The organism is Streptomyces zaehneri, from assembly GCF_032248645.1.
In the GTDB taxonomy this organism is placed as follows: domain Bacteria; phylum Actinomycetota; class Actinomycetes; order Streptomycetales; family Streptomycetaceae; genus Streptomyces; species Streptomyces coriariae.
On sequence record NZ_JASTTJ010000002.1, the window covers coordinates 470,153 to 486,952 of the forward strand.

Here is a 16,800-nt window from a genome sequence, read left to right on the forward strand (position 1 = left end):
CGAGTCGTACAGCGTCCTGAGCGAGGACCTGCGTCCTGTCGACCTCAACGACCGGCCGCCTGTAGCTCACGGCGAGCCCGGAGCGTGTGCTGAACCCCACCAGCTCAGTACTCGCGCATGACGCGCTCGACCCGCCGGTGATTGACCGGCCGCCCGGCCTCCTTCAGCTCGGCGGTGACGCGCGGAACCCCATAGGCGCCGTCCGATTCCTGATGGATCCGGTTGATGTGCTCGGCGAGCTCGGCATCCGCCCTCGCCCGGCCGGCCCGCGCGGATGCGCCGGCCGGCCACCGGTAGAAGCCGGAACGCGAGACCCCGAGTGTCCGGCACAGCCGCCTGACGCCGAAGGCACCACGGTGATCCTCGACGAACCGGAAGCGGCTGCTCACCAACTGGTCCGCGCCGCAACATACTTCGCGGCCCTCCGCAGGGTCTCCCGCTCGAGCTCGAGTTCCTTCACCCGCGCCCGCAGTGGATCACCACGATCCAATGGTCAGGGTGTCCACGCTGAAGGGGAAACGCCCCCCGAGGAGAGGCGGGCATTCATCAAGAACTTCCCCAGAGGAGGGGACCAAGCTGGGGTTCGTTCCCAAGCTGGAGGAAATTCAGTGATCACTGACCCCACCTCGGCGCGTCGCGCAGGTTCCGGGACGCGCGCCACACCGGCCGGAGGGCCGCCTTCGCCGTCGGAGAACACCCTCGACGCCTTGTTCACCCGGGCGGCCCAACACCGCCCAGGCGCGGTCGCCATACAGGACGCACGCGGTGAACTGCGGTTCGCCAAGGCCGAACTATGGGCCGCACAGCTGGCATCGGTGCTGGTACACGGTGGAGTCCAGCTCGGTGATCCGGTGATCGTCCACTGCGACGACCATCGGCAGGCTCTGGTGGCACAGCTGGCCGTACTGAAGGCAGGAGGAGTGTGTGTGCCGGCCGCGCAGGGGCTGGGCCGGCCGGAACTCCGTAAAATCGCCGCAGTCAGCGATGCCTCGACCGTCTTGTGCAGCCGTTCCACTCGGCAGGCATGGCCGCGGCGGCACGCCACGCTGCCACTCAACGACCAGGAGACCTGGCGACGGATCACCGCTCACCGGCTGGAGCCGGCGCTCCCCCTCTCGCAACCTGGGGAAGCCGCCTACCTGCTGATCTCCGATGACGGACGCAACAGGCCCACCGGGCACCTGGTCGACCACCGCGCCTGGCAACTCGCCACCGCCGAGCGGATCCGGACGGCGGGGCCCGCTCCGCGCCGGGTCTTCGTGGGCGGCCCTCCGGCGTGCCCGCGCGCGCTGTCCGCGATGTGGTGGGCGTTCGCCGGCGGAGGGTCGCTGTGCACGCTCCCGGGCGACGGCGTGCCGATGAAACGCGACGGGACGGTGTGCGCCGCCGTATTCAGTCCCGAGGAGTACGACGCTGTCGTGGACGCCCTCCCGATCCGGCCGCGGCTCGTGCAACTCATCGGCGGTCCCACACCGAGCACGCTGGTCGCTCGGCACTTCGCGGCACTGCCGGGTGCCAGGCTGCGTGCCGACTTCGCCCCTACGGACGGCGTCCTGCCCTGGGCCTCCCAGGAGTTCACGCCGACAACGGCGGCGCAATCGTCGTCAGGCGCACTCGGCACTACGGTGCCCCAGGTACAGGTGCGTGTGGTGGACGGGCGAGGCCGGCTTCTGGCAGCCGAACAGGCCGGTGAGTTGTGCGCCGCCGGTCCCGCGCTGCCCTTCGGCATCGTCCACCGCCCCGGACGCTCCGTGCCGGCCTGGGAGGAGGCTCCGCTGCTGCGTTCCGGGGTGTCCGGGCGACGCCTGGCCAAGGGCCGCCTCGAACTGGCCGAACCACCAACGGCACCCGCCTGAGCCTCGACAGCCGTCCGCCTCGCATCCGGTCGGCACGGCCCTACGATCGACGACGGTGTCGCCGACATCCCGACGGCCGGCCGGGCAAGTGTCCACGGGAGCAGCAATCTGCCCCGGCTCTCCTGCACCCGACCGGTGCCGTGATCGTGTCCCTTGTCGGGTAGGGGATCAACGTGGAAATCCACGGGGCGCGCATCCGATGCGCTGTGCGCAGCCACCACCACGGCATTCGCAGGCGTGGCATCCGGTGTGATCTGCCCGAGACCGACGCGTGGTTCCATGCATCGCCGCGAGCTGATGGTTCGTCACTGGCTCTCGCGCCCCACGAGCCCGTGTGAAGGACCGCATCACCGTCCATTCAACTGCTCGAACACTCCCCTCGCCTCGGCTGCCTCCGAATGTGCCCGTGCACAGGATGCGACGGGACCAGGGCGGCCTCGTCCGCGGTCCCCATCGCCTGTCGATCCGCTTCGGCACAGCGGGACGCCGCAGACACCGCCGGCCCCCGGTACGGAGCGAAGGGGCGAGGCCTCGTCGGCCCCGCTCCTTCCACGCCGACCGATCAGCTCACGGTGCCGTGCGGATTCCGTCCTCCTCCAGTGGCGCCGTGCGGCGCGGCACCGTCGACGAGCGATCGAGCAGGCATCGGACCGTCGCCCGGCTCGTGCCCGCCAGGGTCGCGGCCTGCTGCACGCTGATCGGGCTGGTGGAGTGCAGGCCCAGGTAGCGGAACATCCGGGCCGCCTCCGCCGGCAACGCCTGATACGACGCCTCGAACACCGTACGCAGGTTCGCGGCCTCGTCGCCTTCCACTGTGAGGCGGTCCAGTAGCCCGCGCTTGTCGGCGTAGCGCTCTACCACCGCGGCAGGTGGGACGTCACGCGCCTCGATCAGCTCCTCGACAGCGGTGCGCAGTGCCAGCGGCAGCCCTTCGCAGATGCGCACCAGACGCATCATGACCGCCTTCTCCTCCCGCAACCGGTCCCCGCCCAGGTAGGTGAGCAGCTCCGCCGACTCGCTCTCGGACAGCGGCCCGACCCGGATCCGGTGGGCGCCGTCACGGATCGCGAGTCCGGTGAGCCGCTGCTGGCTGGTGACGATCACTGACGACGCGCCTCGGGGGATCAGCGGACGGACCTGCTCGGTGCTGAGCGCGTCGTCGAGCACCACCAGCATCCGTTGCCCGTGCAGAAGACTGCGGTAGAGGCTGACCCGCCCGGCCAGGTCGCCGGGCATCCGCACGTCGTCGACGCCCAGACTGCGCAGCAGTTGAGCAAGGGCTTCGGAGGCCGTGAGCGGTTCGCCCTGCAGTCCCGTACCGCCGAGGTCGACGAACAGCTGGCCGTCCGGGAAGCGGTCGGTGATCCGGTGCGCCAGCCGCAGGGCGACCGCCGTCTTGCCCATGCCCGACCGGCCGTCCACCACGGCCACCGCCGTGCTGGCGCCGGACCGCACCTCGTCGTCGACCAACACCCTTTCCAGTGCGTCCAGTTCAGCTATACGACCGACGAACCCACGTGCCAGTGGCGGAAGTTGGGCGGGACGCGGAATGTACGGCGGGGCGCTGTCCACGAGGTCGCCGGTCGGGGCCGGCACCGGGGACTGGTCCCGGCAGGCGGTGACCGCGCGTCCGGCCAGGATGTCCTGGTGCAGGTTGCAGAGCTCTGCGCCGGGTTCTATGCCCAGTTCCTGGTTGAGCAGTTGCCGGGTCTCGGTGTACACGGCGAGGGCGTGGGCCTGCCTGTCGCAGCGGTACAGGGCGAGCATCAGCAACCAGCGCAGCTTCTCTCGCAAGGGCTCCTCGGCCACCGCGGCGGACAGGTCGGCGACCACCTCGCCGTGCCGTCCCGCCTTCAGCATGCCCGCGGCCCATTCCTCGGTGGCCGTCATCCTCAGGTCCTGCAGCCGGGTCCGTTCCATGGCCGCGAACGGTCCGGGAATGCCCGCGAAGGCCTCCCCGTGCCACAGCGACAGGGCCTCCCGGTACAGCGCAAGGGCCCCTTCGGTGTCGCAGTCCGTTCCTGCCCTGCGCGCCTGTGCGTGGCGCTGCGCGAACCGTGTGATGTCCATCGCCTCGGGGCTGACGCACAGACAGTAGCCGCCTGCCGCGGAGGCGAGTACGGAGCTGGTGCCCCGTCGACTGCGGTCGGGCTCCAGCACACGGCGCAGCCCGGCCACATAGGTGTGGACGCCGTTGACGGCTGTCTGCGGGACATCGCTTCCCCAGACGGCGTCGATGATGTGCTCGATCCCTACGACATCACCGGCCCGGCTGGCCAGCAGCGCGAGGACAGCACGCTGCTTCGGTGGACCGAGCACGACCTCCTTTCCGTCCCTCCAGGCCCGTATGGGCCCCAGTAACTGAATGGACAGACATTCCCCCGTTGTCGACATGGTGCCGTTACCTCCAAGAATGGACGGTTGATAGCCAGCAAGGCTCTGCCCTGGTCAGTCGTGCGACCCGGTACGGACTGCCTCCGCACCGGACGGCGTGGTCCCGGCACCCTTGGGGCACGCCAACAACGACGTGGCCACGCACCGCAACTTCTCCCGGGTCTCCTCGAGTTCACGGTCCGGGTGGGACTGTTCGACGATGCCGGCGCCGGCCCGCAGCCAGGTACGGCCGCCCTGCGCGTAGACGCTGCGCAGCACCAGAGCAGCGTCCATGGCGCCGTCCTCGGCGACCTTCAGCACGGCGCCCGCGTACGGGCCACGACGATTCCGCTCATGCCGCTGAATGGCCTGATAGGCGGCGCGTTTCGGTACCCCGGACGCCGTGACGGCCGGGAACACGGCGGCGAAGGCGTCCCAGGGACTCGCCCCCTCAGGCATCTGCCCCACCACCCTCGAGGCCAGGTGCTGGACCGAACCGCGTTCCTTGACCGACATGTACTCCTCGACGACGACCGAGTCCGGCTTGCACGGGCCATCCAGTTCGTCGACCGCGACCTTCACCGAAATGGCGTGCTCGTGCAGCTCCTTGGGATCCGAGAGAAGGTCCTCGCGAAGCTTGTGGTCAAGGTGCGGATCACCTGTCAGGGCACGCGTGCCGGCCAGCGGCTGACTGGACACCCGGCGGTCCGCGGAGACCTCGACGACGCTCTCGGGGCTGAACCCGAAGCAGCGCAGCCCGCCCATGTCCAGGAGGAAGGACCGCGCGGGGGTGTTCTCCAAGCGGCCCCTGCGATAGCTGGCCGGAAAGTCGATCTCGTTCCCGACGGGTATCTCACGGGAGAGGATGGCCTTTTGCAGCTTGCCCGCGCGGATCTCCTGGACGAGTGACCTCACGCTCCGGCGATAGGCTTCGGCGTCGCTTTCCAGGTCCACCTCAACGGGTAGCGACTCGGTCGGCACGGGGTCCGCCGCGATACGAGCCAGCGTGTCCTCCACCGCGGCCAACGCGACGCTGTCGAGACTGCGGAGAAAGACTCGTGACCCGGTCAGCCGGAGCTCCGTCTCCGGGACCACGAGGTGCAGCAGCGTTCCTTCCTCCACCGTCATTCCGGCGATGGCGTAGGAAAGTTCGAAGGCGCACCAGCCGTACGCGGTCCAGTCGCTGATCGGCAGGTCGGCCAGGAATTTCTGTACCGCGGTCAGGGGCTCCCCGAACCACGGTTCCTCGCGGGTGACACCGAGGCTCGTACATCGAATACTCTTGGCGTCGACGATCACCTCCGCGGCCACCCCGCCCGCTATGGACCATCCGTCCGGCGCCTCGTGGACCACGAATGTACCGAAGAGGCCCGAGGCGGCGAGGCCGACGGCAATGTCCAACTCTTCACGTGCGGTTTCCAACACAGCAGTGCGGTAATGAGCCTTCATTTCACTTCCTCCGACTGGAGGGCGACGCCGCGTCCGACCGGGCAGGGCTGAGCTCGCCGGCGACCGCAGTCCCCGCCCTGGCGGGAAATCCATGGCAGATCGAGCAAGTCGTACGGAAAACGCGGAATTGAGGAATAAAGCGGATCACACCCCACCCGCACACTGCGGGAAAACGCGATTCCACTCGACTCGCACTGAAGGCCAGAGAGCCTTTACGCCAGGACAGCGGCACACGCCACGAAATTAATTCATCACTCGAACCTCGAGAGGCGAGCAGGCCATCAGCGCCACGCTTCCACCAGACATCTTTCCCCCCGATATCAGCGTCATGTCAATACGGTTACCGCGTCGACTCGCACCAGTTATCGAGTGTACCCAGCCGACCGCACCCGATCAATGAAATTGAACAAGGAAACTCCCCGATCAGCCACGGCCTCCCCACAAAGGATTCACAGATTCCCTCACTCGGGCAGATGACCGCCGGCCGGTGACTCCGGAATATGAAATCAGCGAAAACGGAAACGGAAGATGAAAGCGACGGCAGGGGCCGACGGGGGATGACAACCCCGGCCGCCGCGGCTCATGGTGGACCCCACGTGAGCGCCGACCGGCACCATCGACGGGTTCACCCGTGCCGCACCTGGTCAGCAATGCGCGAGACATCCACTCCCCCGAGTTTCCGTACCTGTATGTTGTACGCGTAAGATAACTGTACCCAAAGCCTCGCCGGTTGTCATCCAAAATAGGAGCAGCTACGTCCCGGCCCACGGACGGCGACACGGCGGACACATTTGTGCAGGGATGGACTAACATGCCCGACTCCGCTACACCAGGGGGCAGCAGACTGCCTCGTCAGGTCGCCGACGACCACGTCGACGCCCTCGTCGGCCTGGACCCGATCACCGGCACCTGTCTGGGCGTCGCCGAGAGTTCCGGCCGGCTCCCCGACTTCTCGCCGGCAGGCCGGGAGGCGGTGGCCCAACTCGCCCGCACGACCCTGGGCCGGCTCGCCGCGGCCGAGGCCGCCCCAGGCGCGGACAGCGTCGCCGAGCGGCGTTGCGCCCGGCTGCTGCGCGAGCGGCTCACCGCCGCACTCGCGGTGCACGAGACGGGCGAGGGGCTGCGTACGGTCAGCAACCTCAGTTCACCGCTGCACGAGGTCCGCGACGTCTTCACGATCACTCCCACCGACACCGACGAGGACTGGGCCGCGATCGCCCGGCGGCTACGCGCCGTGCCGGACGCTCTCGCGGGCTACCGGGCCTCCCTGGACGCCGGCCGCCGACAAAAGCTGCCTGCGGGTCCACGCCAAGTCGCCACCGTCATAGACCAGTTGGGCGTGTGGATCGGTACGGACCGAAGCTGGTTCGCGGAGTTCACCGACCCCGGGCCCGAGCGGCTGCGCGAGGAGCTCACCGCGGCCGCCGAAGTGGCCACCGGTGCCCTCGTCGAGCTGCGCGACTGGTTCCGGGACAGCTACGCCCAGGCCGTCGAGGGCGCACCGGACGTCGTCGGCCGAGAGCGCTACGGCCGCCTCGCCCGCTACTACAACGGAACCGACCTCGACCTGGACGAGGCCTACGCGTACGGCTGGGCCGAGTTCCACCGGCTGCTCGCCGAGATGCAGGCCGAGGCCGGCAAGGTGCTGCCGGGCGCCCGGACCCCCTGGGAGGCGCTGGCCTGGTGCGACCGGCACGGCGAGGCCGTCGAGGGGGTCGAGGAAACCCGGCAGTGGCTCCAGTCGCTGATGGACGAGGCCATCCTCGCGCTGGACGGCACCCACTTCGAACTGGCCGAGCGGGTGCGCCGGGTGGAGTCGCGCATCGCCCCGCCCGGCAGCGCCGCGGCCCCGTACTACACCGAGCCATCGCTGGACTTCTCCCGGCCGGGACGCACCTGGCTGCCGACGATGGGAGAGACCCGCTTCCCGGCGTACGACCTGGTCACCACCTGGTACCACGAGGGCGTACCCGGCCATCACCTCCAGCTGGCCCAGTGGGCGCATGTCGCCCACAGCCTCTCCCGGTACCAGAGCACCGTCGGCATCGTCCACGCCAACGCCGAGGGCTGGGCGCTGTACGCCGAGCGCCTCATGGACGAACTGGGCTTCCTGACCAGCGCCGAACGGCGGCTCGGCTATCTGGACGCGCAGATGCTCCGCGCCATCCGCGTCGTCATCGACATCGGGATGCACCTGGAGCTGGAGATCCCGGCGGACTCCCCCTGCCACCCGGGCGAGCGCTGGACGCCCGGGCTGGCCCAGGAGTTCCTCGCCCTGCACAGCAGTCGCCCCGCCGACTACGTCGAGAGCGAGGTCGTCCGCTATCAGGGCATGGCGGGCCAGGCCATCGGCTACAAGCTCGGCGAGCGGGTCTGGCTCATGGGCCGGGAGGCGGCCCGTGCGCGGCACGGCGCGGACTTCGACCTCAAGGCCTGGCACATGGCGGCACTGTCGCAGGGCTCGCTCGGCCTGGACGACCTGCTACGCGAGATCTCGGCCCTTTGAGCGGCCCTCGGAGCCCGCGCACGAGCCGCCGGCCCCCGGTGCCACCGTCCCCCGTGTCCGCCGGCCGTCATCGCGCGCGGGACAGATCCGCGGGTGTGGCGAACAGGCCTGGTGCTAGGGTGTCATCCAGGCCCCCGAGGGGGCAAATGTCCGTATTCCCAGGCCTGTTCGACCACCTCGCCGGCTTGCGGACGTCGCGGCGGCCAGTGTCGGGTCCTGGCCGGCCGGTGCCCCATCCGTCCCCCAGCGGTCCGGTGCCGCGTGCCGCGCCGAGTCGGACCACCCCTCCGCCTCCGGGGCCGGTCCCCTCCCGACCCGATCCCCGACACCTGCCGCGTCCCTCCGTGACAGCCGCAGGATCGCTCACCAAGCCGTGAAGGAAGATGGACGGATGCAGCCCCGACCCAAGCGCACTGGCAGAACCGGTCGTCCGCCCCGGCTGTCGCAGGAGGCGATCATCTCGGGTGCACAGCGCCTGTTGGCGGCGGAAGGCGCCGACAGTCTGTCGATGAGGCGCCTGGCGAAGGAACTCGACAGCACCCCCATGGCGCTCTACCACCATGTGCGCGACAAGGACGAACTGCTGCTGCTTCTGCTGGAGGCGCACGCTCAGAGCATCCGCCGCCCCGAGCTGCCCGAGGACCCGCGCGAGCGCATGATCGCCGCGGGCCAACTGCTGCACTCCGTGCTCGCCGACTGCCCCTGGATCGTCGAGGTGCTCGCCTCGGACGACCTCATGGCCGTCTCCGCGCTGTGGATCGTCGAGGTGATGGTGGACGCCGCCGTCGCCTGTGGCCTCACCCCCGAGCAGGCCGTCGACGCGTACCGCACCGTCTGGTACTACACCGTGGGCGAGTTGATGATCCGGGTGACCCGTGAGCGCCGACGGATCGAGCGCGACCAGCCCTCGCACCGGGACCAGGCGTTCGCCACCCTGTCCGCGGACGCGTACCCCCGGCTCGCGTCCCTGGCCGACCGGTGGGCCGAGCTGACCACCCGCGACACCCACCGGCAGGGCCTCGAAGCGGTGGTCGACGGGCTGATCGCCCGCGTCTGACCCGATCGCCGTACCTGCGCGCGGCCCGTCGCGAGAAGGACTCGCGACGGGCCGCGGGCGTACGTGACTCAGCCGGCGAGCACCTGCTCGCGCAGGGTCTTCTTGTCGACCTTGCCGACCGCCGTCAGCGGCAGTTCGGACCGCACCACCAGACGGTCGGGCAGCTTGTAGGCGGCGATGCCCCTCGCCCTCAGGGCGGTCTGCACCTCGCGGAGCGTGGGCGGGTCACCGGCGTCCACGGGCACGACGCACGCGCAGGTGCACTCGCCCATCATCTCGTCGGGCAGCGCGACGACCGCCGCGGCCGCGATGCGGGCGTCGGCGCCCAGATGCTCCTCCAGCTCCAGCGCGGGCACTTTCTCGCCGCCCCGGTTGACCACGTCGTTGACGCGGCCCACCACTTCGAGGTTCCCGTCGGCCGAGCGGGTCACCAGATCGCCGGTCAGGTAGTAGCCGTCCTCGGTGAAACGGACCCGGTTGTGCTCGGGCGCCCGGTAGTAGCCCCGCAGCGTGTAGGGGCCGCGAGTGAGCAGCTCGCCGGGCTCTCCCGGGACGGCGGGACCTCCGTCCTCGCGCAGTACCAGGATCTCGTCGGCCGGCGACAGCGGGCGCCCCTGCGTGCGGCACACGACGTCCCAGGGGTCGTCCAGGCGGGTGTAGTTGAGCAGGCCCTCGGCCATTCCGTAGACCTGCTGGAGCGTGCAGCCGAGCGCGGCGGGCACCTGCCGTGCCGTGTCGGCGTCGAGCTTGGCGCCGCCCACCTGGAGCAGCCGCAGCGAGGAGAGGTCGCAGTCGTTCCAGTCCACGGCGTCCAGCCACAGCCGGAGCAGTGGCGGGACGAGCGAGGTGGCCGTCGCGCGGGTCTGCTCGATGAGCGGGAAGCACACATCCGGTGTCGGCGCCGGAGCCAGCACGGCCGTTCCGCCGAGCCGCAGCGCTCCCAGCACTCCGGGACAGGCCAGCGCGAAGTTGTGAGCCGCGGGCAGCGCCGCCAGATAGCGGCTGTCCGGGCCGAAGCCGCACAACCGCGCGCTCTCCCTCAGCTGGTACGTGTAATCGGCGTGGGTGCGCGGTATGAGCTTGGGCCGACCAGTGGTGCCGCCGGACAGCAGGAACAGCGCCACGTCGAGCGGATCGGGGGTGGGCAGTTCGACTGGGGCCGCGTCCACCTCGTCGAGGGCCGCGAAGGAGGCGGACCCGCCCGCGACCAGTACCTCCCGGAGGGAGGCGCAGCGGGTCGCGACCTCCTTGGCGAGCCGTCCGTACCCGGCGTCCAGGGACTCGGGCGGGCAGATGTAGAGCGTCGCCTCCGCGGTGTCCACCAGGTGGGTGATCTCCGCCTCCCGGTGCGCCGGGAGCGCGAACACCGGCAGGGCGCACAGTCGGAACAGCGCCAGCGAGAGCACCACCAACTCGGGTGTGTTGGGCAGTTGTACGACCACGCGCTCGCCGGCCCGCAGTCCGCGTGCGTGCAGCCCGGCCGCCAGCCGGTCGGTGGCCAGGTCGAGTTCGGCGAAGGTCATACGCCGGTCCGCACCGATCAGGGCGGTCCGGGCGGCGCGGCCGGGCATCCCGGACGGCCACTCGCCGAGCGTCTCGCCCGTCCAGTAGCCGAGTTCCTGATACCGCCGGGTCACCGCGGCGGGCGGGCTCACAAGGTCTTCGCTCATCAGGGTCCCCCATGGGTTCACTGGGATCGGTGGGGCCTTGCCCCGGTCCGGTGACGGGTCAGGGCCTTTCGTCTGGATCAAGGCATGCTGGGCCAGCCCGCGGGTGTGCCGGCCGCCGCCTCGCGGGCCCGGGCCACGATGTGGTCGAGCACCTGCCGGCGGTGGGCCTCCAGGTAGAAGTGGTCTCCCGGGAGGGCGTGCAGTTCGCAGGGGCCCTCCGTGGCCTCGTGCCAGGCCGCGGCCTCCCGCTCGTCGACCTCGGGGTCCCGGTCGCCGTACAGGACGGTGACGGGGGCGCGCAGCGGGACGCCGGGCAGTGGCCGGTAGGTCTCGATGAGCTGGTAGTCGCGGCGGATGGTGGGCAGGACAGCCGTCATCAGGGACCGGTTGTCCAGGATGCCGCTGCCGGTGCCGCCGAGCCGGCGCAGGTCGGCCACCAGGTCGTCGTCGCTGCCGAGGTGTACGGTGCCCGGCCGCGACAGTCCCGGGGCGGGGCGGCCGGACACCACAAGGGCGGCGGGCGCCCGGTCGGCGGCGGTCAGCCCCCGGGCGACCTCGTAGGCCACGCCGGCGCCCATGCTGTGTCCGAACAGCACCGTGGGCAGGCATGCCGCCTCACGGAGGTCGGCCAGGAGTTCGCCGGTGATCGCGCCGGCCAGGGCCGCCATGCCGGTGGGGGCCGGTTCCTCGTACCGGTCCTCGCGGCCCGGGTACTGGATCACCGCGAACTCGACGTCCCAGGGGGCGTCAGCGGCCCATCCTCGGTAGTGGCTCGCCGCGCCGCCGGCGTGCGGGAAGCACAGCACCCGGGCTCTGGCGCACCTGCGGGGCACCGGCCGCCGGACCGCTGTCCCGGCCTGGACGGGTATCGGGGGCTGGGTGAACATGTCTGCCTCACTCACTCGGTGACGGGACCATGGAGACCTGCCAGAACTGGGCGTAGCGGCCGTTTTGGCGCACCAGCTCGTCGTGGGTGCCCTGTTCGACGATCCTTCCGCCGTCCAGGAAGGCGATGCTGTCAGCCTGCCGGACCGTGTGCAGCCGGTGGGCGACGACGACCACGGTCCGGTTCGTCAGCAGGCGGTCGATGCCGTCCTGGACGGCTCGCTCGTTCTGCGGGTCGAGCCCGGAGGTCGCCTCGTCGAGGAGCACGACCGGGGCGTCCTTCAGCAACGCCCGTGCGATGGACACGCGTTGGCGTTCGCCGCCGGAGAGCACGGCGCCGCCCTCGCCGACCCTGGTCGACCAGCCGTCCGGGAGCCGGGCCACGACCTCGTCCAGGCGGGCGGCCGCCGCGGCGGCCCGGACGTCGGCGGCGGCGGCACCGGGGCGGCCGAGCCGTACGTTCTCCTCGATGGTGCCGTCGAAGAGGTAGACGTTCTGGAAGACGATGGAGACGCGGTCCATCAGGTACTCGGTGCCGATGTCGCGTACGTCCACGCCGCCGAACCGTACGGCGCCCGCGTCCACGTCGTGGAAGCGGGCGAGGAGTTGCAGCAACGTGGTCTTGCCGGCGCCCGAGGGGCCGACCACCGCGAGGCGCTTGCCCTCGGGCACGGTCAGGGAGACGCCGTCGAGGACCGCACGGCCGCCGCGGTGGAGGACCACCGAGTCGAGGGCGAGGTCGGCGTGCCCCGGCTGAACGGGTTTCGCGGGTTCCGGCAGCGGTTGTTCCCGGAGTACGGCGTCGAGTCGCTCCAGCTCGCCGCGCGAGGCCCTCAGCCGGCCGCTCAGGTCGGAGAGCGACAGCAGCGGATCCACGCAGCGGGCGGCCAGCACGAGCAGCGCGAGCACCTCGGCCGGTTCGGTCCGGCCGCCCAGGGCGAGCCAGGTGCCCAGCACCAGAAGCCCGGTGAACACGGCCTGCACGGTGAAGGACAGTCCCAGCACGCCGGGCAGTGCCGACAGCGCGGAGCGTCGTACCGCGCGGCGCTGTCCGTCGAGCGCGTCGTCCAGCAGCCGGAACCCGTCGGTGGTCCGGCCGCCGAGGCGCAGCACCGGCTGGGCGCGAACGTACTCGATGACACGTCCGGCGGCCTCGTCGCCGCGGCGCGCGCGCTCCGCGTCCTGGGCGGCCGTGGCCCGGCCGGTCCCGATCAGCGTCGCCGCGACGACGGGTACGGCCACCAGGGCGGCGAGGCCGAGCCGCCAGTCGTAGCAGATCAGCACGGCGACCACGGTGAGCGGTGTCGCCAAGGCGCCGATGAGCGGCTGGAGGCGGTGGGCCGGGACGGCCATCGCCTCCAGGACACTACGGCCGGCGAGGACGGTCACGTCCCCGACGCGGCGCGGGGTGAACCAGCCCAGGGGGAGCCGGGCCAGGTGGTCGCCGAGCCGGTGGTGCAGGCCGCGGGAGAGCGTGGCCCCGGCTTGGAAGCCGGACACGTCCGAGCGGTAGCGCAGTACGGCGCAGCCGGCGGCGGCGACCGCGAAGGCACCGAGCCAGAACCAGGCGTCGCCGGGGTCGCTGCCGAAGAGGGCGCTGAGCATCGGGATGAGCAGAGCGTAGGAGAGGCCCTCGGCGACCGCGGTCACGGTCATCAGGGTGAGCGTGCGTCGCAGTGGGCGGGCGTGCTCGTCACCGAGGACGCGCAGCATCAGACGGATCACCGGTACTCGCCTTCTTTCGTGACCGTTCCCGATTCCCGCGGCGCGTTGTCGGGCCAGGCCTGCTGGGCCTCCCACATCGCCGCGAACCTGCCGTCCGTGGCGAGGAGTTCGGCGGGTGTGCCGCGCTCCGACACGACGCCGTCCTCCAGCACGACCACGGTGTCGGCCTCGGCGATGGTCTCCAGGCGGTGGGCGATGACCAGTTGGGTGCGGTTCTCCCTGAGCGTGTCCAGGGCGCGCCGTACGTCGTGCTCGGTGCGGGGGTCGGCGAACGCGGTGGCCTCGTCGAGCACCAGCACCGGGGCGTCGGCGAGCAGGGCGCGGGCGATGGAGATCCGCTGGGCCTCGCCCCCCGAGAGCCCTGCGTCCTCGCCGATCACGGAGTCGTAGCCGCGGGGCAGTTCGAGGATCCGGTCGTGGATGCGGGCGAGCCGAGCGGCGCGGACGACGTCCTCGTGGCCGGCCCGCGGCACCGCGAGGGCGATGTTGTCGGCCACGCTGGCGCGCAGCAGCCGTACGTCCTGCAGGACGAAGGAGACCAGGCGGTACAGGTCCCGTGACGCGATGTCGCGCAGGTCGGCGCCGCCGAGCGACACCGTTCCGCGGGTCGGGTCGAAGAACCGTGGCAGCAGCTGGGCCAGGGTCGACTTGCCGCCCCCGGAGGGCCCCACCAGGGCGGTGAGGGTGCCCGGTTCGAGGACCAGGTCGATGCCGCGCAGGACCTCGTGCCCGGGTTCGTAGGAGAAGCCGACGTCGCGCAGCTCCACGCGGTGACCGCTCGGCGTCACCGGCCGGGCTGGCTCGGGCAGCGGTGGCACCCGGAGGAGGTCCTGGATGCGGCCGGCCGCCCGCTGGGCCGCCTGCACGTCGTCCAGGCCGTGCCCGAGGGCCCTGACCGGTGCGGTCAGGGCAAGCCCCAGCAGCAGGAAGGGCAGCAGGTCGGCGGGCGGCATGGAGTCGGTGGTGATCAGCGCCGCGCCGCCGGTGAGGATGACGACCAGGACGAACGGCGGGGACAGCACCAGCGAGGCCAGCGCGCCGAGGGCCGCCACACCGCGCACCCACGCCAGGAAGTAGTCGGCGAAATCGTCCGCCGCCTTGATGAAGGCGCGGTGGGCCCGGCCGGACCCGCCGAACGCCTTCACCACCGAGATGCCCTCGACGAACTCGACGGCGGAGCCGGCGATCCGGCCCATGGCGCCGTCCAGGGCGAGTTGGTCCCGGCGCCGGCCGTCCGACATCAGCATGAGGTTCAGCACCAGGCCGAGCAGCACCGGGACCAGCGCGACCAGGGTGAGCCGCCAGTCGATGAGGAACAGGTAGACCAGGGAGGCCAGCGGCACGACGACCGCCGAGGCGACCTCGCCGGGGGTGTGGGCGGTCAGCGGGTGCAGATCGCCCACGTCGCCCTGTACGACCTGGTTCAGCTCGCCGGAGCTGCGCCGCGCGTACCAGCCGAGGGGTACCCGGCCGAGGTGCTCGGCGAGCAGCCGCCTTACGGAGAGCTGGAGTTCGCCGTCGATGAGGTGTCCGATGCCCGAGGAGAGGGCGCCGAACAGGACGCGGACGAGCAGTCCGATCGCGCCGACGGTGACGGCGGCCCACACGTGGTCCTCGTCCACCGGGCCCTGCCGCAGCAGGGCGCGTCCCAGCTCCACGACGGCGATCAGCGGGAGGAGACCCCCGAGGGCGCTGACGATCTGGAAGACGAGGACGGCGGCCAGACCTGACCGGTGCGGCCTCAGCAGTCCGGTGAGCGCCTGCCGGGCGGTGTCGGCTTCGGTGGTCACTGCGGCACCTCCGTCGCGGGGGTGCCGAGGGCGTCGGCCGCCGGAGCCGGTGCGGCCGTGCGGGTGCGCGAGGGCAGGACGACGGCGGCCACGAGCGCGGCCACGGCCAGGATCGCTCCGGCCAGGCCGAGCCCCAGCCCGAACCCGCTGGTCATGGCTTCCCCGGGCGAGTCGCCGGCCCGGAGGGCGCTGTCGGTGTGCTGGACCTGGACGGTCACGAGGACGGCGAGGCCGAGCGCGCCGCCGATCTGCCGGGCGCTGTTGAGCAGGGCGGAGGCCATTCCGGCCTCGTGCGGCGGCAGTCCCTCGGTGGCCGTGCTGGTCGGCGGCACGAAGCACACGCCGATGCCGAAGCCGGCGACCAGGGACGGGCCGAGGATGTCGGCCAGGAAGCTGCCCGAGGGGCTGATCAGGCCGAACCAGCCGAAGCCGGCCGCCGCCACCAGACCGCCCGGCACGAGCAGGGCCTTGGCTCCGAGCGTGCCGAGCAGCCGGGTGGAGATCGCGCTGCCGGCGATCATGCCGGCACAGAAGGGAAGGAAGGCCGCACCGGTGGCGACCGGCGACAGCGCGAGCACCTGCTGGAGGTAGAGCGAGACGAAGTAGAAGCCCGCGAACTGTCCCGCGCACACCAGCAGCAGGAAGAGATTGGCACCGCCGATGCCGCGCCGGGCCAGGAGCGAGAAGCGGACCAGCGGGTCCGTCGTCGACGGCCGGGTCTCGACCACGGCGAACGCGCAGAGCAGCACGGCCGCTCCGGCGAGGGTGGCGAGGGTGGTGGCCGAGGTCCAGGCGTTCTGGTTGGTGCGGACGATGCCGAGGACGAGGAGTCCGATGCCTGCGGTGCCGAGCACACCGCCGAGGACGTCGAGCCGGCGCGTCCCCGCGGCGGCGCCGGCGGGCACGTGCCGCATCGCCAGCCAGGCGACGGCCAGGGCCAGCGGCACGTTGACGAACATGACCCAGCGCCAACCGCCGTATTCGGTGAGAAGCCCGCCGGCGAGCACGCCGACCGCCCCGCCGACGGCCGAGACCGCGGCGTACACGCCGAGCGCCCTGGTGCGTTCCTTCCCCACGCGCTGGGTGGTGGTGAGCACCGCGAGCGCGGCGGGCGCCATGGCGGCCGCGCCCAGCCCCTGCACCACCCGGGCGACGATCATCTCCGCGGGGTTCTGGGCCAGCGTCCCGCCGAGCGACGCCGCGGCGAACACCAGGGCGCCGAGAACCAGCAGGCGCCGCTGCCCGTACAGGTCGGCCGCCCGGCCGCCCAGCAGCAGGAGACCGCCGAACACCAACGAGTACGCGTTGATGACCCACGAGAGCTGATCCGGGTCGAACCCCAGGCCGCTGCGGATGGCGGGGAGCGCCACATTCACGATCGACATCACCATCGTGACCGTGAACTGCGCCAAGGCCACCGCGAGGAGCACTCGCCCCCGGTTCAGACCTTTCTCGTCCACTGCTCCTCCATGATTCTCGTACGCACTAT

General features: G+C 71.3%; 10 protein-coding genes and 1 pseudogene. 3 read left to right on the top strand and 8 right to left on the bottom strand.

The genetic code is table 11. The features are described 5' to 3' along the window. Window positions 1–107 precede the first annotated feature (107 nt). Window positions 108–472, bottom strand: a pseudogene (locus QQM72_RS04890) (IS3 family transposase); the annotation flags it as partial. 235 nt (window positions 473–707) lie between these two features. Here QQM72_RS04890 and QQM72_RS04895 point away from each other — a divergent pair. Continuing rightward, window positions 708–1,856: an AMP-binding protein gene (locus QQM72_RS04895; RefSeq protein WP_314219512.1), complete on the top strand. Its 1,149-nt coding sequence runs from the start codon at window positions 708–710 to the stop codon at window positions 1,854–1,856. A 567-nt stretch (window positions 1,857–2,423) separates the two neighbouring features. On the opposite strand, the gene QQM72_RS04900 is transcribed toward QQM72_RS04895, so the two are convergent. Further along, complete coding sequence (locus QQM72_RS04900; RefSeq protein ID WP_314219513.1) at window positions 2,424–4,175, bottom strand: AfsR/SARP family transcriptional regulator; 1,752 nt, start codon at window positions 4,173–4,175, stop codon at window positions 2,424–2,426. A gap of 129 nt (window positions 4,176–4,304) precedes the next feature. Next, a complete protein-coding gene (locus QQM72_RS04905; RefSeq protein WP_314219514.1) occupies window positions 4,305–5,654 on the bottom strand; it encodes a salicylate synthase in 1,350 nt (449 codons plus the stop codon). Window positions 5,655–6,489: 835 nt separating this feature from the next. Between QQM72_RS04905 and QQM72_RS04910 the strand changes: the two genes are divergently transcribed. Then, window positions 6,490–8,184: a DUF885 domain-containing protein gene (locus tag QQM72_RS04910; protein ID WP_314219515.1), complete on the top strand. Its 1,695-nt coding sequence runs from the start codon at window positions 6,490–6,492 to the stop codon at window positions 8,182–8,184. A 391-nt stretch (window positions 8,185–8,575) separates the two neighbouring features. Further along, the gene (locus tag QQM72_RS04915; RefSeq protein ID WP_314219516.1) at window positions 8,576–9,241 is read left to right on the top strand and encodes a TetR/AcrR family transcriptional regulator; all 666 of its coding nucleotides are present in this window, start codon (window positions 8,576–8,578) and stop codon (window positions 9,239–9,241) included. 68 nt (window positions 9,242–9,309) lie between these two features. Here QQM72_RS04915 and QQM72_RS04920 read toward each other — a convergent pair whose 3' ends face one another. From QQM72_RS04920 to QQM72_RS04940, 5 genes are all read right to left on the bottom strand, one after another. After that, complete coding sequence (locus QQM72_RS04920; protein WP_314219517.1) at window positions 9,310–10,911, bottom strand: (2,3-dihydroxybenzoyl)adenylate synthase; 1,602 nt, start codon at window positions 10,909–10,911, stop codon at window positions 9,310–9,312. Between the two features lie 77 nt (window positions 10,912–10,988). After that, entirely contained in the window at window positions 10,989–11,813 is an 825-nt protein-coding gene (locus tag QQM72_RS04925) for a thioesterase II family protein (protein WP_314219518.1), read from the bottom strand. Next, the gene (locus QQM72_RS04930) at window positions 11,806–13,521 is read right to left on the bottom strand and encodes an ABC transporter ATP-binding protein (protein WP_314219519.1); all 1,716 of its coding nucleotides are present in this window, start codon (window positions 13,519–13,521) and stop codon (window positions 11,806–11,808) included. Before QQM72_RS04930 ends, QQM72_RS04925 begins: the two co-directional genes overlap by 8 nt. Continuing rightward, entirely contained in the window at window positions 13,518–15,311 is a 1,794-nt protein-coding gene (locus tag QQM72_RS04935; protein WP_314219520.1) for an ABC transporter ATP-binding protein, read from the bottom strand. Before QQM72_RS04935 ends, QQM72_RS04930 begins: the two co-directional genes overlap by 4 nt. Beyond that, on the bottom strand, window positions 15,308–16,771 hold the full coding sequence (locus tag QQM72_RS04940; protein ID WP_314219521.1) for an MFS transporter: 1,464 nt from the start codon (window positions 16,769–16,771) through the stop codon (window positions 15,308–15,310). Before QQM72_RS04940 ends, QQM72_RS04935 begins: the two co-directional genes overlap by 4 nt. Between the last annotated feature and the right edge of the window lie 29 nt (window positions 16,772–16,800).

What these genes read in the sequence shown, in the direction of transcription:
- QQM72_RS04910 (WP_314219515.1), top strand. Translation starts at nt 6,490, where the DNA reads ATGCCCGACTCCGCTACACCAGGGGGCAGCAGACTGCCTCGTCAGGTC.
- QQM72_RS04915 (WP_314219516.1), top strand. Translation starts at nt 8,576, where the DNA reads ATGCAGCCCCGACCCAAGCGCACTGGCAGAACCGGTCGTCCGCCCCGG.
- QQM72_RS04920 (WP_314219517.1), bottom strand. Translation starts at nt 10,911, where the DNA reads ATGAGCGAAGACCTTGTGAGCCCGCCCGCCGCGGTGACCCGGCGGTAT.